The organism is Pseudooctadecabacter sp. (assembly GCF_020627745.1).
Lineage (GTDB): Bacteria > Pseudomonadota > Alphaproteobacteria > Rhodobacterales > Rhodobacteraceae > Octadecabacter.
Genome location: NZ_JAHDGE010000001.1, coordinates 63,762 through 83,476 on the forward strand (window position 1 = coordinate 63,762; position 19,715 = coordinate 83,476).

Annotated in this window: 19 protein-coding genes and 1 tRNA gene; 9 read left to right on the top strand and 11 right to left on the bottom strand. The window is 59.5% G+C overall.

The window, feature by feature from the left end:
* Nucleotides 1-24: 24 nt before the first annotated feature.
* Nucleotides 25-101, top strand: a tRNA-Met gene (locus QZ653_RS00325).
* An 83-nt stretch (nucleotides 102-184) separates the two neighbouring features.
* Entirely contained in the window at nucleotides 185-1,564 is a 1,380-nt protein-coding gene (locus QZ653_RS00330; RefSeq protein WP_296416896.1) for an FAD-binding oxidoreductase, read from the top strand.
* 6 nt (nucleotides 1,565-1,570) lie between these two features.
* On the opposite strand, the gene hemC is transcribed toward QZ653_RS00330, so the two are convergent.
* Nucleotides 1,571-2,536 carry a hydroxymethylbilane synthase gene (gene hemC, locus QZ653_RS00335; protein ID WP_296416898.1) on the bottom strand — a complete coding sequence of 322 codons (966 nt, stop codon included), beginning with the start codon at nucleotides 2,534-2,536 and terminating at the stop codon, nucleotides 1,571-1,573.
* A 93-nt stretch (nucleotides 2,537-2,629) separates the two neighbouring features.
* Here hemC and hemE point away from each other — a divergent pair, with 93 nt between their 5' ends.
* Both hemE and QZ653_RS00345 read left to right on the top strand, forming a co-directional pair.
* Nucleotides 2,630-3,658 carry a uroporphyrinogen decarboxylase gene (gene hemE / locus QZ653_RS00340; RefSeq protein ID WP_296416899.1) on the top strand — a complete coding sequence of 343 codons (1,029 nt, stop codon included), beginning with the start codon at nucleotides 2,630-2,632 and terminating at the stop codon, nucleotides 3,656-3,658.
* Between the two features lie 76 nt (nucleotides 3,659-3,734).
* A complete protein-coding gene (locus QZ653_RS00345) occupies nucleotides 3,735-4,967 on the top strand; it encodes a lytic murein transglycosylase (RefSeq protein WP_296416901.1) in 1,233 nt (410 codons plus the stop codon).
* On the opposite strand, the gene hemF is transcribed toward QZ653_RS00345, so the two are convergent.
* Nucleotides 4,964-5,860, bottom strand: coding sequence for an oxygen-dependent coproporphyrinogen oxidase (hemF, locus tag QZ653_RS00350; RefSeq protein ID WP_296416903.1), 897 nt, complete (start codon nucleotides 5,858-5,860; stop codon nucleotides 4,964-4,966). The two genes, QZ653_RS00345 and hemF, sit on opposite strands and share 4 nt — an antisense overlap.
* Before the next feature lie 105 nt (nucleotides 5,861-5,965).
* On the opposite strand from hemF, the gene QZ653_RS00355 reads away from it, so the two are divergent.
* A complete protein-coding gene (locus tag QZ653_RS00355; protein WP_296416905.1) occupies nucleotides 5,966-6,355 on the top strand; it encodes a hypothetical protein in 390 nt (129 codons plus the stop codon).
* Here QZ653_RS00355 and QZ653_RS00360 read toward each other — a convergent pair whose 3' ends face one another.
* Genes QZ653_RS00360 through clpS form a run of 3 tightly spaced genes read right to left on the bottom strand, consistent with a single transcriptional unit; the run spans nucleotide 6,356 to nucleotide 8,496 of the window.
* Nucleotides 6,356-7,159, bottom strand: coding sequence for an SDR family NAD(P)-dependent oxidoreductase (locus tag QZ653_RS00360; RefSeq protein WP_296416907.1), 804 nt, complete (start codon nucleotides 7,157-7,159; stop codon nucleotides 6,356-6,358).
* A 33-nt stretch (nucleotides 7,160-7,192) separates the two neighbouring features.
* Nucleotides 7,193-8,131, bottom strand: coding sequence for a class I SAM-dependent methyltransferase (locus tag QZ653_RS00365; RefSeq protein ID WP_296416908.1), 939 nt, complete (start codon nucleotides 8,129-8,131; stop codon nucleotides 7,193-7,195).
* 23 nt (nucleotides 8,132-8,154) lie between these two features.
* Nucleotides 8,155-8,496, bottom strand: coding sequence for an ATP-dependent Clp protease adapter ClpS (clpS, locus tag QZ653_RS00370; protein WP_296416909.1), 342 nt, complete (start codon nucleotides 8,494-8,496; stop codon nucleotides 8,155-8,157).
* A 105-nt stretch (nucleotides 8,497-8,601) separates the two neighbouring features.
* On the opposite strand from clpS, the gene QZ653_RS00375 reads away from it, so the two are divergent.
* The 3 genes from QZ653_RS00375 (at nucleotide 8,602) to QZ653_RS00385 (ending at nucleotide 11,648) form a co-directional block, all read left to right on the top strand.
* A complete protein-coding gene (locus QZ653_RS00375; protein WP_296416911.1) occupies nucleotides 8,602-9,306 on the top strand; it encodes an HAD family hydrolase in 705 nt (234 codons plus the stop codon).
* Nucleotides 9,307-9,527: 221 nt separating this feature from the next.
* Nucleotides 9,528-10,937 (top strand): D-alanyl-D-alanine carboxypeptidase family protein, encoded by a 1,410-nt coding sequence (locus QZ653_RS00380; protein ID WP_412765980.1) that lies wholly within the window; start codon nucleotides 9,528-9,530, stop codon nucleotides 10,935-10,937.
* 21 nt (nucleotides 10,938-10,958) lie between these two features.
* Nucleotides 10,959-11,648, top strand: a complete 690-nt coding sequence (locus QZ653_RS00385) for a fumarylacetoacetate hydrolase family protein (protein ID WP_296416913.1) — start codon at nucleotides 10,959-10,961, stop codon at nucleotides 11,646-11,648.
* A gap of 12 nt (nucleotides 11,649-11,660) precedes the next feature.
* Here QZ653_RS00385 and QZ653_RS00390 read toward each other — a convergent pair whose 3' ends face one another.
* From QZ653_RS00390 to QZ653_RS00410, 5 genes are all read right to left on the bottom strand, one after another.
* Nucleotides 11,661-13,244: an ABC transporter ATP-binding protein gene (locus QZ653_RS00390; protein WP_296416914.1), complete on the bottom strand. Its 1,584-nt coding sequence runs from the start codon at nucleotides 13,242-13,244 to the stop codon at nucleotides 11,661-11,663.
* Complete coding sequence (locus tag QZ653_RS00395) at nucleotides 13,241-14,401, bottom strand: ABC transporter permease (protein ID WP_296416915.1); 1,161 nt, start codon at nucleotides 14,399-14,401, stop codon at nucleotides 13,241-13,243. The genes QZ653_RS00390 and QZ653_RS00395 overlap by 4 nt, the downstream gene beginning before the upstream one ends.
* Nucleotides 14,401-15,618 (bottom strand): microcin C ABC transporter permease YejB, encoded by a 1,218-nt coding sequence (locus QZ653_RS00400; protein ID WP_296416917.1) that lies wholly within the window; start codon nucleotides 15,616-15,618, stop codon nucleotides 14,401-14,403. Before QZ653_RS00400 ends, QZ653_RS00395 begins: the two co-directional genes overlap by 1 nt.
* Nucleotides 15,619-15,662: 44 nt before the next feature.
* Nucleotides 15,663-17,615 (bottom strand): extracellular solute-binding protein, encoded by a 1,953-nt coding sequence (locus QZ653_RS00405; RefSeq protein WP_296416918.1) that lies wholly within the window; start codon nucleotides 17,613-17,615, stop codon nucleotides 15,663-15,665.
* 133 nt (nucleotides 17,616-17,748) lie between these two features.
* Complete coding sequence (locus tag QZ653_RS00410) at nucleotides 17,749-18,285, bottom strand: c-type cytochrome (RefSeq protein ID WP_296416920.1); 537 nt, start codon at nucleotides 18,283-18,285, stop codon at nucleotides 17,749-17,751.
* A gap of 119 nt (nucleotides 18,286-18,404) precedes the next feature.
* On the opposite strand from QZ653_RS00410, the gene QZ653_RS00415 reads away from it, so the two are divergent.
* Nucleotides 18,405-19,262, top strand: a complete 858-nt coding sequence (locus QZ653_RS00415) for a prephenate dehydratase (protein WP_296416921.1) — start codon at nucleotides 18,405-18,407, stop codon at nucleotides 19,260-19,262.
* Here the strand turns inward: QZ653_RS00415 and QZ653_RS00420 are convergent.
* Nucleotides 19,250-19,711, bottom strand: a complete 462-nt coding sequence (locus tag QZ653_RS00420) for an SRPBCC family protein (RefSeq protein WP_296416923.1) — start codon at nucleotides 19,709-19,711, stop codon at nucleotides 19,250-19,252. The two genes, QZ653_RS00415 and QZ653_RS00420, sit on opposite strands and share 13 nt — an antisense overlap.
* Between the last annotated feature and the right edge of the window lie 4 nt (nucleotides 19,712-19,715).

The following is a 19,715-nucleotide window of genomic DNA, read 5'->3' on the forward strand; positions in this document are numbered from 1 at the left end:
CCGACTATTCCGCGCGCTGTGCATGGCGTTATAGCTCAGTTGGTTAGAGCGAACGACTCATAATCGTTAGGTCCCTGGTTCAAATCCAGGTAACGCCACCACACCTTCCCCGTCTCGAACCAAACTTTTGACATCACGCGCAGGTTGCGTAGTCTGCCGTTCTTGGTGGGGGGAGACCAAACATATGGCACTGGTTCAGGACTTCGCGGCAATCATCGGGGACGCCTATGCGCTGACCGGGGCCGACACCGCACCGTGGTCAAAGGACTGGACAGGAAAATATTGCGCTGAACCCGGTGTCGTGTTGCGCCCGTCCTCAACCCAAGAGGTCAGCCAGATCATGGCACTGGCCCATGAACGGCGACAATCCGTGACGCCTGTATCAGGTCATACTGGTCTGGTGGGCGGTACCTATGCACCGGGCGGCGTCATGGTATCGCTTGACCGTTTGAACACCATCCATGAGGTCAACAGCACCACACGAACCGCGACCGTCGATGCCGGGGTTATTCTGTCGCGCCTGCATGACGCGGCTGAGGCACAGGGGCTTATCTTTCCGCTGACCTTCGGGGCCAAAGGGTCTGCGATGATCGGTGGTGCAATGTCCACCAATGCCGGCGGGTCGAACGTTCTTCGATATGGCAATACCCGCGACATGGTGCTGGGGCTTGAGGCCGTTCTGGCGGACGGGCGGATCGTCAATCTCATGTCAGCCTTGCACAAAGACAATTCCGGTTTGAACCTGCGGCAGTTGCTGGTGGGGTCCGAGGGCACGTTGGGCATCATCACCAAGGCGGTCCTGAAACTGGCCCCGAAGCCCCGCAACCGTGTGACGGCGATGGCAGCCCCCAAATCGCTTGATGCGGCGCTGGCGCTGCTGAACCGCCTGCAAGACGCGACCGGCGGGGCAGTCGAGGCATTCGAGTATATGCCCAAACACTACATCGACGTGCATCTGGGGCGGGTGGAAAAATCACGTCCGCCGTTTTCCAAATCCTACGCGATCAACATTATGATCGAGGTGGCGACGACAACAGATATGGATGTCACCGATATCGTGCAGACCGAACTCGCCGCCGGGATGGAGACGGGCCAGATCCTCGATGCCACCATCGCCCAAAACGAGGCGCAGCGCACCGAGATGTGGGAACGCCGCGAAGCCGCAGCAGAGCTGACGTTCTGGCGCCAGCCCATCGTCGACACCGACGTGGCCGTGCCTTTGGACAAGGTGCAAACCTTTCTTGATGACGCGACTGCGAAAGTTGCACGCATCGACCCCAAGGCCGATCCTTTCTACATCGCCCATCTGGGCGACGGAAATATCCATTACGGGGTTTACCCGTCCGCGGATGAGGCCGACCTGAAGGACCGGATCGTTGAGGCGATTGAGGACGTCGTGGAAAGCTTGGGCGGCAGTTTCAGTGCCGAACATGGTGTCGGCCTGTCCAAGCTGAACACGATGCGCCGCCGCAAGGATGCAACGGCCCTTGATATGATGCGAAAAATCAAAGGTGTTCTGGACCCCCACGGCATCCTGAACCCGGGCAAGACGATCCCGGACTAGACGCAGTCACCCCTCAGCGACGGCCTTGAAGAAATCGGGGCCTGCCTGATCGAGCAGTTCCTCGGCCAGATCACGGCCCATGGCAGCGCCGCCCCCGACAGGACCGCGCCGTTCGCCCGTGAACACAATCTGCCCATCAGGGCTCAGAATTTCGCCGCGCAGCCACAGCTGGGTGCCCTCCAGCATGGCCAGCCCGCCAATCGGCGTCTCACACGACCCGTCCAGGGCCGCAAGGAACGCGCGTTCCGCCGCCAATCGCAGGCCGGTTTCCGGATGGTGCAGTTTCGCCAGCATCTGCCGCGCACGCAGGTCGTCCGCGCGGTATTCAATGCCGATGGTGCCTTGTGCAATCGCCGGCAGCATGTCTTCGGGCGCGATGGCGTGGGCGGGGACATCGGTCATATTCATCCGGTTCAGTCCGGCCATGGCAAGGAACGTCGCATCCGCCACCCCATCGGCCAGCTTCTGCAACCGCGTCTGCACGTTGCCGCGAAATTCGACCAATTTCAGATCGGGGCGTTTGACCTGCAATTGCGCACGACGGCGAAGGGATGATGTCCCCACCACCGCGCCCTGCGGCAAATCCGCGATGCTGGCGTATTTCAACGACACAAAGGCGTCGCGCACATCTTCGCGGGGCAGAAATACATCCAGAACCAGCCCGGCGGGCTGTTCCACGGGCATGTCTTTGGTCGAATGGACCGCGATATCAATGCGGCGGTCAATCATCGCCTCTTCAATCTCTTTGGTAAAGAGACCCTTGTTGCCAATGGTTTTCAACGCGATGTCCGCGTCAATCAGTGTCCGGTCGTCACCCGTCGTCTTGATCACGCAAATTTCAAACGCCTCTTCCGGCAGATCAAATGCCTCCATCAACCGGCCACGGGTTTCATGGGCTTGGGCCAGTGCCAAAGGCGATCCACGGGTTCCGATCTTGAGGGGTGCGGCGGGTGTTGGCAGTGCATATTCCATGAAAACCACCTTTAGACCTGTCAACCAAACCTGACAACTCTCTTGACACGATTGCCCACAAAAGGGACACCGAACACAAGTTAAGGAGTAGCTATGACAAAGACGATCCTGCGTGCCCTTGCGGGCGAAACCCTGCCCACGCCGCCGATCTGGATGATGCGACAGGCAGGCCGCTATCTGCCCGAATACCGCGCCACACGGGCCGAGGCGGGGGATTTTCTATCGCTGTGCTATAACTCCGAACTGGCAGCCGAGGTTACGCTGCAGCCGATCCGCCGATACGGGTTCGATGCGTCAATTCTGTTTGCTGACATTTTACTGTTGCCGCAGGCCTTGGGTGCAGATCTGTGGTTCGTCACAGGTGAAGGGCCGCGGCTCAGCACAGTGACCACGGCAGATGACCTCAAGAAACTTAAACCCGCGACAGACATTCACGACCATCTCGCGCCTGTCTATGAGACCGTCAAAATCCTGTCCCGCGAATTGCCCGATGAGACGACCCTGATCGGCTTCGCAGGCGCGCCGTGGACCGTCGCGACCTATATGATCGCGGGTCAAGGCACTCCCGACCAAGGCCCCGCACACGCGCTGAAGGCCGAAGACAAAGCCACGTTCGAGGCCCTGTTGGACCTGATCACAGACGGCACCATCGACTATCTGAGCAAACAGATTGAGGCCGGGGCCGAGGTTGTGAAAATCTTCGACAGCTGGGCGGGATCGCTCAAGGGCGATGATTTCGTGAACTATGCGGTCAAACCCGCCGCCAAGATTACTGCCGCCCTCAAGGCGCGCCACCCCGACACGCCTGTCATCGCATTCCCCCGTGGGGCCGGTGACAAATACGTCGGGCTGCACGAAGCCATCGGGGCCGATTGCATCGCGCTGGACGATGGTGTCACCGCAGACTGGGCCGCCGCAAATGTGCAGACTGGCGGCTGTGTGCAGGGCAACCTTGCCTCATCGCATATGGTCACAGGGGGCGACGCACTTGTGTCTGAGACCCGCAAGATCGTCGATGCGTTCAAAGGCGGGCCGCATATTTTCAATCTTGGTCATGGTATCACACCCGATGCGGACCCTGAAAATGTGCAGCTGATGATTGATACTGTGCGCGGCAGCTAAGGCAGATTGCCGCTTATCAGTCGGGCACCACTTCGACCGTGCTGGCAATTCGCCGGACTTGGAATACCTTTATGCGATGTTCCGTTGTCTTGCTCTTCTAGCGCTAATTATCGCGTCACCCGCAGCCGCCCAAAACCGGACCGAGGTTGAGGCGCAGTTTCGGTCATGGTTGGACACCACCATCTGGCCAAGGGCCGAGGCCGACGGGGTGGCACGCGCGACATTCGAGGCCGCCTTTGACGGGGTGACGTTAAACTGGGACCTGCCCGATCTGGTCCCGCCGGGCACCACGCCCCCGGAACGGCGTGTTCAAACGCAAAGCGAATTCCGCTCCCCCGCGCGCTATTTCCGCCCTAATACCGTTGACCCGACCGCACGGATCGGGCGCGACTACGCCGCGCGCTACGCCACTGAACTGGCCCAGACCGAGGCCGCAACCGGCGTCCCTGGTCATATCATTCTTGCCATCTGGGGCCGCGAAAGCGGTTATGGGCAGGTGTCGATCCCCTACAACACCTTCCGCGTGCTGGGCACCAAGGGGTTCATGTCCACACGGGCCGAATATTTCACCGAAGAACTGATCGCCGCCCTGCGTATCGTAGAGGCTGGCCACATCGGCCCCGATCAAATGCGGTCGTCATGGGCGGGGGCCATGGGCCAGCCGCAATTCGTGCCGCGCAGCTTTGAATATTACGCCCGCGATGGAGATGGCGACGGGCGCGCCGACATCTGGAATTCAGAAGCCGACACAATACGGTCTGTGGGCAATTTTCTTGGTCTGAATGGCTGGGACCCTGCCCGTGATTGGGGGTTTGAGGTGACTGTGCCCGCGTCCTTGTCCTGCACTCTTGCCGGTCGCGATCAGGGCCGCACGATAGCGGACTGGGAAGGCATGGGGATCACCCGCGCGAATGGCCGCCCCTTTCCTGCCGCCGAACAACAGGGCGAGGCGTTCTTGCTGATGCCTGCAGGACGGAACGGGCCTGCGTTTTTGGTGACCCCCAATTTCTACATCATCAAGACCTACAACAATTCAGACCTCTACGCGCTGTTCGTGGGCCATGTGGGCGACCGGATCGCCTATAATGTGCCCGCCTTCCGCGCCGGATGGCAGCCCGTGGACAGCCTGTTGCGATCCGACATTGCCGCCCTGCAACGCGGGCTTGAGGCGCAGGGGCTGGACGTAGGGGGTGCCGACGGGCTGGCCGGGTTCAAGACCCGGCGGGCCATTGGTCTGTGGCAAGAAGCGCAAGGCCTGCCGCCCACATGTTTTCCGTCACGCGCGGTGGTGACGGCCTTGGGTGGTTAGTGCCACTTGGCCAAGGGTGGCAGGCTCATCAACACGGCGTTGGCATCGTGGCCTGTTTCCAAGCCAAATTTAGTGCCGCGATCGTAGACGAGGTTGTATTCCGCATAGAGGCCGCGATGGACCAATTGCGCGTCCTTCTCCGCCTCACCCCATGGATCATTGCGGCGCTTTTCGACCAAGGGCACATAGGCTGGCAAAAATGCGCGCCCGATATCTTGGGTCAGGGCAAAATCGGCGACCCAATCCCCCGTGCACAAATCATCCATAAAGATACCACCGACCCCCCGCGCGCGGTTTCGGTGAGGGACGTAGAAATATTCATCCGCCCATGCCTTGAGCTTGGGGTAATGATCCTCCCCATGGGGATCGAGCCACGCCTTCTGCGTTGCATGAAAATGCGCCGTGTCCTCGGCGTATTCCAGACATGGATTGAGGTCAGACCCGCCACCGAACCACCACGCATGGGGCGTCCAGAACATGCGGGTGTTCATGTGAACCGCTGGCGCATGGGGGTTTTGCATATGCGCCACAAGGCTGATGCCAGCGGCCCAAAAACGCGGGTCATCCTTCATCCCCGGAATGCCCTTGCGCGCGGCCATGGCCATCTGCGCACGGTCGCCCAAGGTGCCATAGACGGTTGAGATATTCACGCCTACCTTTTCGAAGACACGCCCGCCGCGCATGACCGACATCAGGCCACCGCCCGCGTCCTCGCCCGCGTCGCCGGTACGCTTGGTCTCGGTCACTTCGAACCGACCGGCGGGCAGGTCCGCGTGGGGGCCAACGTCCTGCGTGTCCTCAAGGGCCTCAAAGGCCGCGACGATGTCATCCCGCAGGGTTCGAAACCACGCAGAGGCCTCTGCTTTCTCGGAAATCATGTCGTCAGCGGCCATCTCGCACCTATGTTATTGCCTATCAAAGAGACCTAACATTACTTCAACCGGCAGGCCAACACCTGTCACGTCGCTGCGACGTGAAGACTGTCTAAGGAAACGTACATGACCAAAGCAACCCTCCCCCTCCTCGCGCTGGCGGCCCTTGCGGCCTGTGCCACGCCCCGCGAACAATGCATTTCAGACGCCAATCGCGGCCTTGCAACACTTGACCGGCTGATCGCCACGACCCAAGGCAACATCAACCGCGGCTTTGCTGTGACCGAAGTGCAGGATGTGCGCGTTCTGCGCAGTACATGCGAAGGCACCAACGAGGACGGTTCGACCTTCCGGTTCCCATGTGAGGAAACCGAGACGTTCACCCGTCAGCAACCCGTGTCGATCAACATCGCGGAAGAGCGCACCAAGCTGGCGCAGTTAGAACAACGCCGTGATGAACAGGGGCGCATTGCACAGCAGCGCATCCAGCAATGTGTGGCCATTCACCCGGAATAATCAGTGCGCAGGGGCCGAGGCGGGATCAATCAGCGTCCGGCCCCCATCGACTGTAATGATCTGGCCCGTGACGAAATTGGATGCATCGGACGCCAGATATTGAACGGCGTCCGACACTTCTCCGGGTCCGGCGATACGACCCAAAGGCGTGTGGTCGATGATGTCGCTGCGGTATTCGTCATGTTCCTTCAGCTGGTATTTCAGGCTGGATGACATGACCGACCCGAAGGCCACTGCATTGACGCGAATACGGTGCGGGGCCAGCGCCACCGCCATGGACCGTGTCATCTGATCCAGTGCCGCCGTGGAAATCGAATACCCCAACAGGTCTGCGTTTGCCCGGCGCGCGGCAATAGAACTCAGGTTGATGATAGACCCGACAGGCCCCTCTTCCTGATCTTCCGCCTGTTTGATCATCCTTTTCGATGTGGCCTGCGTCAGGCGCAGGGCTGTCATCAGGTTCTGGTTCAAAAGCGCTTCGACCTGATCCTCCTTGGGATCAAGGGGATCGGAATGCATCATCTGCCGCGAGGCATTCACCAATATGTCTACACGCTCGAAACTGTCGACCGTCATGGACAGCAAATTGTTGATGGACAGTTTCTGCCGCAGATCGCAGGCAAATGTGCGGTAGCGTTCGGGTTCGACTTCCGCCGATCCCAATTCCTCTTCAAGGCGGCTTTCGTCCATATCCGCGAAGACAACGTTGGCACCTTCGGACACAAAGTGCCGTCCGATCGCAAGGCCGACGCCATTGGCCGCACCGGTGACGATTGCGGTTTTACCTGAGATTGAAAACGTCATGTGAACTCCTGCGGCGATGCCTGCGGTTTGGTTCTATCGTTTCGGTTTCGTGGCACGAAACAGTTTGAATGCGCCCGATCCATCCAGTTCCTCCACCCGGCCAAACTTGGCCCCGAGCGTGGATTCGTAGGGCAAATGCCGGTTTGCCACCATCAGGAACGTACCACGTGGTGTCAGCAAACGGGCGGCTGTGGCGATGAAACCACGGCCCAGATCAGGGTCGCCGTCGCGCGATGTGTGGAATGGCGGGTTCGACACGACCACATCATAGGGCCCGCCTTGGTAAGTGAGTGCATCATCCCAATGGGCTGTGGCGCGTGGATCGGGGACGTTCTTCGCGGCACAGTCCAGCGCAATTTTGTCGGCCTCAACCATGTCGAGGCGCGTGACGGCATCGCTTTGCAGCACCACGCGGGACAGATAGCCCCAGCCAGCGCCCAGATCTGCGACAGCGCCCTTCAGCGCGTCCACATGGGGGGCCAACAGGGTAGAGCCTGCGTCAATCTTGCTTTCGGAAAAGACGCCGGGGGCTGTAATGAAACCGTCGGGCGATGTGATCGAGGTGTTCCAGCGCGGCGTCTCTCCGGCCTGAAACCAGAACAGCCGCCCGTGGCCTTTGGTGACGACACCCTTAATCTGCGCAACCTTGCGCACATCCTTGTAGATGCTTTCGATCCCGTCCGTCTTTTGCCCGTCGACGATCACCAGACCGCCCGCAGCAATAGCGTCATTCACCATCACCCGTGCCAGAGTCTTCGATCTTGGCACCACCACCAATGTCGCCGCGCGCCCCGCGCCATCCCCGACCAGCCCCATAGCGGACCAATACTGGTGATCGGGGTAGAACACTGCCCCGACCGACACATCGGTCAGCCCCGCAAGGTCATAACCTGCAGGCGGACGCAGCACATGCAACGGCCCTTCGACCTGCAGCCCCTCTTGCAGAGCAGTGAATAGTCTGGAGTGTTTCATGGCCAAAGAGCGGGCAGCGGCCCTTACTCTTTCTCCATCGTGCATTGCAGCGGGTGCTGGTGACGGGCTGCAAAATCCATGACCATCGCGACCTTCGTCTCGGCGATTTCGTGGCTGAACACGCCAACGACTGCCAGACCTTTTTGATGAACGGTCAGCATCAGTTCCACCGATTGCGCATGGGTCATGCCAAAGAACCGTTCCAGCACGTGCACCACGAATTCCATCGGCGTGTAGTCGTCGTTAAGGATCATCACCTTGTACAGCGGTGGTCGCTTTGTCTTCGGGCGCGTCTCAAGCTTGACGCCGATGTCGCCATCGCCGTCACCGTCTTTGTCTGCCATCATCCATGTGCTCATGAGCATTGCGAATCTCTTTGCGGTATCTGGTGAAGTCTTCCCTAGGCGGCTTAATATAATCTTCATAGCCCTTATGAAAAGGGGGCACGCGCTGCGTCGTTAGGGACAATTATGGACACCCACCGCTGGACCATTGCTTTTGATGCCGATGACACGCTTTGGCACAACGAACGCGGGTTTCAACTGACGCAATCGCGCTTTGCCGACATGCTGGCGGATTGGGTGGACAAGGACGACCTGATGGGGCGACTTCTGGCCGCTGAACGCCGCAACCTTGCGATTTACGGCTTTGGCATCAAAGGCTTCGTGCTGTCGATGATCGAAACCGCGCTTGAGGTAACGGAGGGCAAGGTGCCAACGGAGGTTATCTCGGACCTGCTGGCGATGGGGCGCCATATGCTTGCCGATCCGGTGGAACTGCTGGACGGCGTGCGCGCGGCGATTGAGGCGGTGAAGCCTGACGCCGACATTTTGCTGATCACCAAGGGTGATCTGCTGGATCAGGAACGTAAACTGGCCCAATCGGGCTTGGGTGACTTGTTTGATCGTGTCGAAATCGTCAGCGACAAGACACCGGACGTCTACGCCCACATCTTTGCCGCACATGATACGCCGCACCATATGATGGTCGGCAATTCAATCAAATCAGACGTGATCCCCGCGATTGAGGCTGGCGCTTGGGGCGTCCATGTGCCCCACGATCTGACATGGGCTTATGAGGCAGCAGATGCGCCCGTCAGCCACCGCAGGTTCCGGCAAATCACCGCCCTGTCGGACCTGCCTGATCTACTGGCTGACTTGCATAGCCGCGATTAAACTGTCGTTAACCAAACTGCCCCATTCCTGCCACAATCGGCCATGTTGCGTCTTATTTTCGCCGCACCCCCTAGATGTGGCCCCCTGTGCGCGAAAGACACACCAAAAGCCTTTGATATAAAGGTATTTTCCCAAATCACAGCGCGTGCTACCTTGTTCGAATAACAAATGAGACCCCACCAAAAAATCGGGGCTCGCGAGGCAGTAAAGAGGCAGGTGTCGTGGCACGACGTATAAATCACCCCGCGTTGGCGGGTATTCTTCTATTGTTTACGCTTCTGTTGGCCGCAATCGCGCCAATGTCAGCCAAAGCCGCCCCCTATGCGGCGATGGTGGTCGACGCCCGCACGGGTGAGGTTCTGCATTCGCGCAACGCCGATACACCGCTGCATCCGGCATCGCTGACCAAGATGATGACCCTCTACATCGCGTTTCAAGCGGTCGAACGGGGTGAGATTGGCCTGGATGACATGGTGACCATCACACCGCTCGCCGCCAATGAACCGCCCTCCAAACTGGGGCTGCGTCAGGGCCAGCGCATCCAGTTCCGCTACCTGATCCGCGCCGCTGCCATTAAATCCGCCAATGACGCCGCCACCGCCATCGGTATCGCCCTTGAAGGCAACGAAGCCGCCTTTGCCCGCCGCATGACAGCCACCGCCCGCGCCATGGGCATGACCCGCACGACCTTCCGCAATGCCCACGGCCTGACGGAATCGGGCCATATGTCGACAGCCCGCGACATGACCACGCTGGGCCGTCACATGATCTACGATTTCCCTGAATACTATAACATCTTCTCGCGCCGTTCGACCGATGCAGGCGTGCGCGAAGTGGCCAATACGAACCGCCGCTTCCTCAACGCCTATCGCGGCGCGGACGGGATCAAGACGGGCTATACCCGTGCGGCTGGATTTAACCTCGTGGCCTCCGCCGAACGCGGTCAGGAACGGATCATCGCAACCATGTTTGGCGGATCGTCCACCGCGCAGCGCAATGCCCGCGTGGCTGAACTGATGGACATGGGCTTTGCCCGCGCGCCCAGCACCGCGCGCGTGGATCGCCCGACGCCCGTCCGACCTCAAGCCGCTGGCGCCGATACCCCTGCCCCCGGCACGACGGCCCGAACCGTGCGTGTAAACGGCCTAGTGGCCCGGTCATTGCGTCCGCAAGCACGCGCTGTTGCCGAACCGGAAGCCCCCGTTGCAGCCTTGATCGTGGATGCCGATGTTATTGAAAACGCGGTGAGCGAGGTTCTTCAGACGGCGGCCGTGCCTGACGCCACACCGACACCCCCAAGCCGACCCAGCGGCGACGTGGTTCTGGCCGCTGTGCAGCAGGCCACGCCCGTGCCGACAGAACCGGAGGTCGTGACACGCATCTCAACCTCGGGCAGTCGCTTGTGGGGCATTAATGTGGGCCGGTACGGGTCACAATATCAGGCCGAACGGGTGTTGCTGCGCGTCGCGTTGAACGAAATGTCCACGCTGGATGGATCGCTGCGCCGCGTGAACCGGTCCCCCCAAGGGTATGATGCGAATTTCATGGGGCTGACGCGTGACGGCGCGGAATTGGCCTGTGCCCGCTTGCAAGCGCGCGGCACCACGTGTTTCATGATCGGGCCTGATTAACCCCGACCCGAAGGACCACCCATGACCCAGATGATCGTCACGCCCCCGCCCCTGCCCACCTTGCAGACCACCGGAGGCGACATCATCGGCGTGCACCGCATCTTTTGTGTCGGCCAAAATTACGCTGATCACGTGGCTGAAATGGGCGGGGATGCGAAATCCAATCCGCCGATCTTTTTCATGAAACCGTCCAGCGCGATTGTGCCTGACGGCGCGACGATCCCTTTTCCTCCGGCGACACAGGACCTGCACCATGAGGTCGAACTGGTCGTGGTCCTTGGCGAGGGTGGCAAAGACATAGATGAGGCAGACGCCCTGGGCCATGTCTTTGGCTATGCCGTCGGCAATGATCTGACCCGCCGTGACATTCAAGGGGCCGCGAAGGCAAAAGGCGCGCCTTGGGACATGGCCAAAGGTTTCGACAATTCCGCCGTGATCGGGCCAGTCGTGCCCGCCTCGGATGCAGGCGATATGGCCAAGGGCGCTGTGCGCTGCGCGGTCGATGGGGGCGTGCGCCAGAACGGCGACCTGAACCAGATGATCTGGTCCGTGCCTGAGATCATCGCCACGTTGTCGCGCACCGTGACCCTTCAGCCCGGCGACGTGATCATGACAGGCACGCCTGCGGGCGTAGGGCCCATCACGGCGGGCCAGACCTGCCTGTGCGAAATCGAAGGACTGCCCTCCGCCACCGTGACCTTCGCGGCCTAAAGCTCGCGAAATTTAGCCGAACGCGGCGGCCATCAACTCGCGGGTATAATCGGTTTCGGGGCGATCAAAGATCGCCTCGGCCTCACCGGCCTCAACCACGTCACCGCGTTTCATCACCATCACCTTGTGGGACAAGGCGCGCACGACTTTCAGGTCGTGGCTGATGAACAGATAAGCCAGTTGATATTTCTTCTGCAGATCGCGCAGCAGATCGACGATCTGCACCTGCACGGTCATATCCAGCGCCGAGGTCGGTTCATCCAGAACGACCAGTTCCGGCCGCAGGATCATGGCGCGGGCAATCGCGATCCGCTGACGTTGGCCGCCTGAAAACTCGTGCGGATACCGGTCCATCAAGGCAGGGTCCAAACCGACCTCGCCCATGATCTCGGCCACCATATCGCGGGGATTCTTGCCCGGTGCCGTGCCGTGGATCGCCAGACCTTCGGCGATAATCTGTTCCACCGTCATCCGCGGACTGAGGGAGCCGTAAGGGTCCTGAAACACGATCTGCATTTCGGAGCGCAGGGGCCGCATCTGGCGGTCACGGAACCCTTGGATGTCGCGGCCCATGAACACAATCCGCCCTTCGGATTTGATCAGCCGCATCATCGCCAACGCCAAGGTGGTCTTGCCTGAGCCAGACTCGCCCACGATCCCCACGGTTTCGCCCGCACGCACGCTGAATGTGGCGTCATTGACGGCCTTCACGTAGCCCACGGTCCGGCGCAGCAGTCCGGCCTGCACGGGAAACCAGATCTTGAGGTGCTCAGCCTCGGCCACGACCTTGGCGGCAGGGTCCACCGGGTCTGGTACGCCCACGCTTTCCGCCTCAAGCAACATGCGGGTGTAGGGGTGTTGGGGGTTGGCGAACAGCTCAGCCGTGGGGCCGGTCTCAACAATCTCGCCGTCTTTCATTACACAGACCCGATCTGCAATTTTGCGCACGATGGTCAGGTCATGGGTGATGAACAGCATGGACATGCCCAAATCCCGTTTCAGATCGGCCAAGAGGTCCAAAATCTGCGCCTGAATGGTCACATCCAGCGCTGTTGTAGGTTCATCCGCAATCAGCAGTTCTGGCCCGTTGGCCAGCGCCATGGCGATCATCACGCGCTGACGTTGCCCGCCGGACAGCTGATGCGGATAGGACGTGAGCCGCGTTTCAGGGTCTTGGATGCCCACCTGCGTCAGCAGTTCGATGATCCGTTGGCGGACCTTGTCGCCGCGCAATCCCTGATGCAGTTCGATAGATTCGCCCAGCTGCTTTTCGATGGTGTGCAGCGGGTTCAATGACGTCATCGGTTCTTGGAAAATGAAACTGATGTCGTTGCCACGCACCCGGCGCAGGGTCGCCTCTGACGCGCCGATCATTTCCTCGCCGTCGTAGGCCACGGACCCGCCAAGGGTCGCGCTGTCGCCCAGAAGCTGCACGGTGGACAGGGCCGATACGGATTTCCCCGACCCCGATTCCCCCACCAGCGCCACCGTCTCACCCTTGTCCACGTGAAACGACACGCCGCGCACCGCGTGGGTCACTTCACCGTCCTGCCGGAAATCGACGGTCAGGTTTTTGACATCCAGCACACGGGTCATGAGAATGTCTTTCTGGGATCGAACGCGTCGCGCACGCCTTCAAAGATGAACACCAGCAACGACAGCATGATCGCGAAGGTGAAAAACGCGGTGAACCCCAGCCACGGCGCTTGCAGGTTCTGTTTGGCCTGCAACGTCATCTCCCCCAGCGACGGGGCGGAGGACGGCAAGCCGAAGCCCAGAAAATCCAGGCTGGCCAGCGTGGCGATGGTGCCGGTGATGATGAAGGGCAGCATGGTCAGTGTCGCCACCATGGCGTTGGGCAGCATGTGGCGGAACATGATCGTCCGGTCGCGCACGCCCAACGCCTTGGCCGCGCGCACGTATTCAAGGTTCCGCGCCCGCAAGAACTCCGCGCGAACGAGCCCCACCAAGGCAGGCCAGCCGAACAGAATGGTCAAAAACACAAGGAGCCAGAAGGAGCGCCCCAAAATCGCAAACAAAATGATGATGACATACAGCGACGGGGTGGAGCCCCAGATTTCCAGCAAGCGCTGGAACACCAGATCGACCCAGCCGCCGAAATATCCCTGCACCGCACCGGCAATGATGCCGATGACCGACGCCACAGACGTCACGATGATGGTGAATAAAATCGACAGCCGGAACCCGTGGATCACCCGTGCAACAACGTCGCGTTTGGTATCGTCAGTCCCCAGCCAGTTGTTGCTGTCTGGCGGCGATGGGGCCACGCCGGGGATGTCGACAATGGTGTTGTAGCTGTAGGGAATGGGCGGCCAGACAAGCCAGCCTTTCTGGAAATCCTCACCCTCAAGCGTGCCGTCATTGGCGGCGGCGATCAGCGCTTCGGGTTCGAAAAAGCAATCCTCAAGCCCGCCGGTTTCAATCAGGCACTTAACCTCGATGTCCTTGTATTCAGCCTCGGTCGGGAAATCGCCGCCGAAGTCACGTTCGGAATAGAAGTTGAAAATCGGCATGCGGATTTCGCCGCGGTAGCTGACCATGATCGGTTTGTCGTTGGCCAGAAATTCGGCAAACAAAGACAGCCCGAACAGGATCATGAAGATCCACAGCGACCAATAGGCCCGCCGGTTGCGTTTGAAATTTGTCCAGCGACGGCGGTTCAGGGGCGACAGGGACAGACGGCGTTTGCGCGCGGGAAGGGTCTGCATGGCGGCTTCGGTGGTATTGGCCATTATCCCCTCCTCTCAAAATCAATGCGCGGGTCGATGAGGACGTAGGTGATGTCCGTGATGATCCCCACGATCAGCCCCATCAACGAGAAGGCAAACAGCGTGCCGAACATGACCGGATAGTCGCGCTGCAACGTGGCCTCAAACCCCAAACGGCCAAGACCGTCGAGCGAGAACAGCGTCTCGATAATCAGCGATCCGCCGAAGAACACACCGATGAACAGCGCCGGAAAGCCGGAGATCACGATCAGCATCGCGTTGCGGAACACATGGCCGTACATCACGCGGGATTCAGACAGGCCCTTGGCCTTGGCGGTGATCACATATTGCTTTTTGATCTCGTCGAGAAAGCTGTTCTTGGTCAGCAGGGTCAACGTCGCAAAGGCGGAGATGGTCGAGGCCAGAACCGGCAGCGCAATGTGATGGAAATAATCAACGATCTTGCCCCATGTGCTGAACTCCTCCCAGTCGGGTGAGGTCAGGCCGCGCAGCGGGAACAGCCGCGCGCAGGTGGGGTTGATGTCATAGAAGAACCGCGCGTTGTCGCGCAGCCAGTCCGAAATTCCGAACGGGAAGCGGAAACAGTTGTTTGATGCAAAAAGCACGATCAACAAGATCGCGAACAAAAAGCCGGGGATCGCATAGCCCACGATGATCGCACCGGATGTCCACGTGTCAAAGGACGACCCATCGCGCACCGCCTTGCGGATGCCCAAGGGGATCGAGACGAGGTAGGCGATCAACGTCGACCACAGGCCCAACGTCACCGACACAGGCATCTTTTCCAACACCAAATCAACAACGGATACGGACCGGAAATAGCTTTCGCCAAAGTCGAACCGGACATAATCCCACATCATCAGGAAGAACCGTTCAAATGCGGGGATCGGCACGGCGGAACACGCCTCTTCGCCCAGATCGGGCTCCCCCTCATATCCGGCGTCACAGACCACGCGGGCGAAGTTAAATTCGACCTGCAACTGATCCAGAAATTCCTGCGGCAACCCCCGTGCGCCAACACTGTCGTTGCCGCTGTCATCCACCAATTCCGACCCGCCGCCGGAAATGCCTTCGAAGACGTCGCCGCCCCCTTCCATCTGGGCGATGATCTGGTCAATCGGGCCGCCGGGCACAAACTGTGTCAGCGCGAAATTGACAATCATGATCCCCAGCAACGTGGGGATCACCAGCAGCAATCGTTTGAGGATATACGCGCCCATTCAGCCTGTGCCTTTACCGGTCATCTTATGGCCCACCAAATCGCCTAAAGCGCGCCTTCGGCTTCCAACTGCTGGGCCTTTTCGGCGTTATACCACCAGAATGACAGGTTCCCCAGCGAATAAGGAGGCAACGGATCGGGGTATTCGAACATGTCGTAGTAGGCGACCGTGTGCGAAGATTTGTACCACTGCGGCACCCAGAATCCTTTGGCACGCAACGCGCGATCAAGGGCATTTGTGGACACCTGCATCTCTTCAAGACTTTCGGCACCGATCACGGCGGTCAACAGACGGTCAATCGCCTCGTCCTCAAGTCCCATCAGATTGCGGGAACTGTCCGCCGCAGTTTCGGACCCGAACCATTGGCGCATACCTACGCCGGGTTCAAACCCTTGCGTCATCGTGTGGTTGATGAATTCGAAATCGACCGGCGCTTGCAGACGATCCACGTATTGCGCGTAATCGACCCGGTTCAGCGAGGCATCGACCCCAAGGCGCTGCAGGCTTTCGATATAGGGGTTCACGATACGATCAAAGGCTGGCGAAATCTGCAAGAATTCGACTGTCAAAAGTTCTCCGTCCTTGCGACGCATCCCGTCATCGCCGGCCATCCAGCCGGCCTCATCCAGCAAATCGGATGCGCGACGCAGGTTGGCGCGGTCCGTAGGGCGGCGCGGGTCGGATGTCGGCGGCAAAATCGCCTCGCTCGTCAGGATGGACGCATCCAGCAGACCTTCGTCGACGAGGGGCTGAAGCAAAGCGATCTCACCCTCACTCGGAAGACCTTGCGCCTGCAGCTCGGTCCCCTGCCAGAAGGATTCGACGCGGTCGTAAAGACCGTAGAACAACGTCTCGTTGGACCATTCAAAGTTGAACATCAGCCGGATGGCTTCACGGACGCGCGGGTCCTGAAACTTTTCTTCACGCAGGTTGAAGATGAAGGCCTGGGCCGATCCGATTGTGCCGTCGGGCAATTCTTCAACCGTCACCCAGCCATTCTCGACAGCGGGAAAATCGTAGCCCGTGGCCCATTGCAGGGACGAGTTTTCGTTGCGGAACGTATATTCGCCCGCCTTGAACGCCTCGAACGCAGCCGCGCCATCGGTGAAGTATTCATAGCGGATCGTATCGAAATTCGCCTGTCCGATGTTCAGCGGATGCTCCGCCCCCCACCAGTCGGGGTCACGTTCATAGATGACCTGCCGGTTGGTGTCGAAGCTGCCCAGCACATAAGCCCCGGTGCCGAGAAACGGCACGTCCGTGCTTTCGTCCAGACGGGCGCCGGTTTCTTCGAACCATGCCTTTGAAAACGCGCGCGTGCCGCCCGCAAAGCCGATCACGTCGCGGCGCGGAGCCTCTTCGGTGAAGTTGAATTTGATCCGGTAAGTGTCGAGCAATTCAACACTGTCCACGAACCCCGAAACCACATTGCGGTATTCGGCGATGCCTTGCTCCATGATCAGATCATGGGTGAACAACAGGTCCTCAGCCGTCAGCGGCGTCCCGTCAGAGAACGTCACATCGTCGCGGATGTTAAAGATCACCCAGTCGCGGCTTTCGGGGTATTCGATGGTCGTGCACAGGTAGCAATACGTTCCGTAAGGATCGTCGGCCGTTGCGGTCATGATGCTTTCGTACAAGACAGTGGTGCCGGCGGCCGCCGCGCCTTCGCGGGCGAAGTTGTTGAATGTGTCAAACGTGCCACGCGCCCAAACGCTGATTTCACCCCCCTTGGGTGCATCAGGGTTCACATAGTCCAGATGGGCCATATCGGCCGGATATTTCAATTCGCCAAAATTGGTATAGCCGTGGCTTGTGATGACCTCTTCGTGGCTGTCCGCCCGCACAAGGGTTGCGGCACCTATGGCCAGAACGGACCCGGCGAGCAGCATCAGCAATTTCGACGAATGCGCCGTTTTCGATGCGGCAACGGTTTTGGCAGTCTGACGGGATTTCACGGGCATAGGGGCACTCCTGTTCAGGCGGGATTTATCCATATGTGAAGCTAAATCGCGGATTGTCGAACATTCAAGTTGAGATTGCGTGACTTCGCCGTGATCTAGGACCTTTTCCCAAAAAGAAAGCCGCCCCCGAAGGAGCGGCCCCAAAACCTGTCGTCCAGCGTGTGACCTAGTCGTCAAGGCTGTCGAGGTATGCAATCAGATTTGCACGATCCTCGATCCGGCGCATACCGTTATAGCCCATTGCGGTGCCGGGCGCGTAACCTTTCGGGTTTTCAAGAAAGGCGTTCAGTTCTTCCGCCGTCCAGACATCATTCACAGCAATAAGATTGCCGGAATATCCATATCCATCGACCGCAGCAACATCACGGCCGACAACACCGTAAAGATGCGGGCCAACGCCGTTCACGCCCTCTTCCAATGCGTGGCAGGCTGAACAGGCGCGCCACTGGCCTTCACCGTCAGCGGCACTTGCTGCCGCGTAAACTTCAGCGAACGCAGGCCCTTCTTCGACGTCACCGCCCGCATCTTCAGCCGAGGCCACTTCGATGGTGTAGCCCGCCACATGGTCATCGCCATGGCCGTGCCCACCAGAGTGATACACCGTCTCGGCGACCCAGCCGCCAAGCAAAAAGACCAGCAACGTGCCGCACACGCCGCCCAGAACTTTGGTCATTGTCATTGTGTCGAACATGTCGCGTTCCATTTTCTTCCTGATTCAAGCGCCATGTATCCGCTTCCCCCGCCAATGATCAAGGTGTAGCACCGCGACGAAATGCCCATTTTTCGTAAACCACGACGAATGTGGGGCTCCGGGGGGATAAAATGTCGAAACAGATCGCATTTCAGGGGGAACCAGGCGCATATGGCCATCAGGCCTGTGTTGAAGCGCGGCCTGATTATGATCCGCTTCCCTGCCCCACGTTCGAGGCCGCGATTGATGCTGTCCGGACAGGCGAGGCCGAACTGGGCATGATCGCCGTTGAAAATTCCACTTATGGTCGCGTAGGTGATGTGCATACGCTGCTACCGGGCAGCGGGCTGCATATCGTGGACGAAGCTTTTGTCCGGGTTCACATCAACCTTCTGGGCAAACCCGGCGCACAGCTGGGCGACATCAGGACCGCAAGCGGTCATGTGGTGATCCTCCCTCAGTGCGGCAAATTCCTGCGCGCCAACGGAATCGCGCCGCAGGTCAGCCCCGACAATGCACGTGCGGCCATGGACGTTGCCGAAGGCGACGACATGACCGCAGGCGCGCTTGCGTCTGAGATGGCGGCCGAGATTTATGGCCTGAACGTCATCGCCCGCCACATCGAAGACCATGACCGCAACACGACACGCTTTTTGATCATGGCGCGCGAACCTGATTTCAAACGGCGTGGCAAACACGGCATGGTCACCAGTTTCGTGTTCCGCGTCCGCAACATTCCGGCCGCCTTGTACAAAGCCATGGGCGGGTTTGCCACCAATGGCGTCAATATGACCAAACTGGAAAGTTACATGGTCGGCGGCCAGTTCACTGCAACGCAATTCTACGCCGAGGTCGAAGGCCACCCCGATGACCGCAACGTCAAACTGGCCATGGATGAACTCGATTATTTTACCGATCACATCCGCCTGATGGGGGTCTTTCCTGCAGCTCCACGTCGGTTGGAAAAGGCGGACCCTCAGGCGCGGTAGCGTTTCTCGACGTCTTCGGCAAAGGTCCCGACAGCTGCCGAAAACCGGCCCTGCGTTTTCTGGCGCGCAAATTTCAAGGACTGGAACAGCAGCTTGGCTGGGATTGATTTCGCGACAGCCTCAAACCGGACGTTCAAACGGGTGCGTGCGCGCGACAACGCCACCAATTCCACGTGCAGCACCCCGTCGGCATTCTTGGATGTCATCGTGATATCCATTCCGTGGGGGCGATCTGCCTTCGTGACGTGGCCTGTAATTTTGCGTTCGACACCGCGCATCAGAAATTTGACACGCCACTTCGCGCCAAGGCCATCTGTATCGCCCTGCTCCAGCCGCTCAACATCGGCACCGCGCCGCATGACGGAGCGTTCGAAAGTCGCAAAATCGGTCACCTGATCAAAAACAAAGTCAATCGGGGCTTCGATGTCTTCACGCGTCGTCAATTCCATATGT

Excerpts from the sequence above, each read along its gene's own strand:
- QZ653_RS00400 (WP_296416917.1), bottom strand. The coding sequence starts at position 15,618 with ATGGGCGCGTATATCCTCAAACGATTGCTGCTGGTGATCCCCACGTTG.
- hemF (WP_296416903.1), bottom strand. The coding sequence starts at position 5,860 with ATGGCCGCTGACGACATGATTTCCGAGAAAGCAGAGGCCTCTGCGTGG.
- QZ653_RS00390 (WP_296416914.1), bottom strand. The coding sequence starts at position 13,244 with ATGACCCGTGTGCTGGATGTCAAAAACCTGACCGTCGATTTCCGGCAG.
- QZ653_RS00385 (WP_296416913.1), top strand. The coding sequence starts at position 10,959 with ATGACCCAGATGATCGTCACGCCCCCGCCCCTGCCCACCTTGCAGACC.
- QZ653_RS00395 (WP_296416915.1), bottom strand. The coding sequence starts at position 14,401 with ATGGCCAATACCACCGAAGCCGCCATGCAGACCCTTCCCGCGCGCAAA.
- QZ653_RS00405 (WP_296416918.1), bottom strand. The coding sequence starts at position 17,615 with ATGGATAAATCCCGCCTGAACAGGAGTGCCCCTATGCCCGTGAAATCC.
- QZ653_RS00355 (WP_296416905.1), top strand. The coding sequence starts at position 5,966 with ATGACCAAAGCAACCCTCCCCCTCCTCGCGCTGGCGGCCCTTGCGGCC.
- QZ653_RS00365 (WP_296416908.1), bottom strand. The coding sequence starts at position 8,131 with ATGAAACACTCCAGACTATTCACTGCTCTGCAAGAGGGGCTGCAGGTC.
- QZ653_RS00415 (WP_296416921.1), top strand. The coding sequence starts at position 18,405 with ATGTCGAAACAGATCGCATTTCAGGGGGAACCAGGCGCATATGGCCAT.
- QZ653_RS00410 (WP_296416920.1), bottom strand. The coding sequence starts at position 18,285 with ATGGAACGCGACATGTTCGACACAATGACAATGACCAAAGTTCTGGGC.
- QZ653_RS00330 (WP_296416896.1), top strand. The coding sequence starts at position 185 with ATGGCACTGGTTCAGGACTTCGCGGCAATCATCGGGGACGCCTATGCG.
- QZ653_RS00360 (WP_296416907.1), bottom strand. The coding sequence starts at position 7,159 with ATGACGTTTTCAATCTCAGGTAAAACCGCAATCGTCACCGGTGCGGCC.
- QZ653_RS00375 (WP_296416911.1), top strand. The coding sequence starts at position 8,602 with ATGGACACCCACCGCTGGACCATTGCTTTTGATGCCGATGACACGCTT.
- hemC (WP_296416898.1), bottom strand. The coding sequence starts at position 2,536 with ATGGAATATGCACTGCCAACACCCGCCGCACCCCTCAAGATCGGAACC.
- clpS (WP_296416909.1), bottom strand. The coding sequence starts at position 8,496 with ATGCTCATGAGCACATGGATGATGGCAGACAAAGACGGTGACGGCGAT.
- QZ653_RS00345 (WP_296416901.1), top strand. The coding sequence starts at position 3,735 with ATGTTCCGTTGTCTTGCTCTTCTAGCGCTAATTATCGCGTCACCCGCA.
- hemE (WP_296416899.1), top strand. The coding sequence starts at position 2,630 with ATGACAAAGACGATCCTGCGTGCCCTTGCGGGCGAAACCCTGCCCACG.
- QZ653_RS00420 (WP_296416923.1), bottom strand. The coding sequence starts at position 19,711 with ATGGAATTGACGACGCGTGAAGACATCGAAGCCCCGATTGACTTTGTT.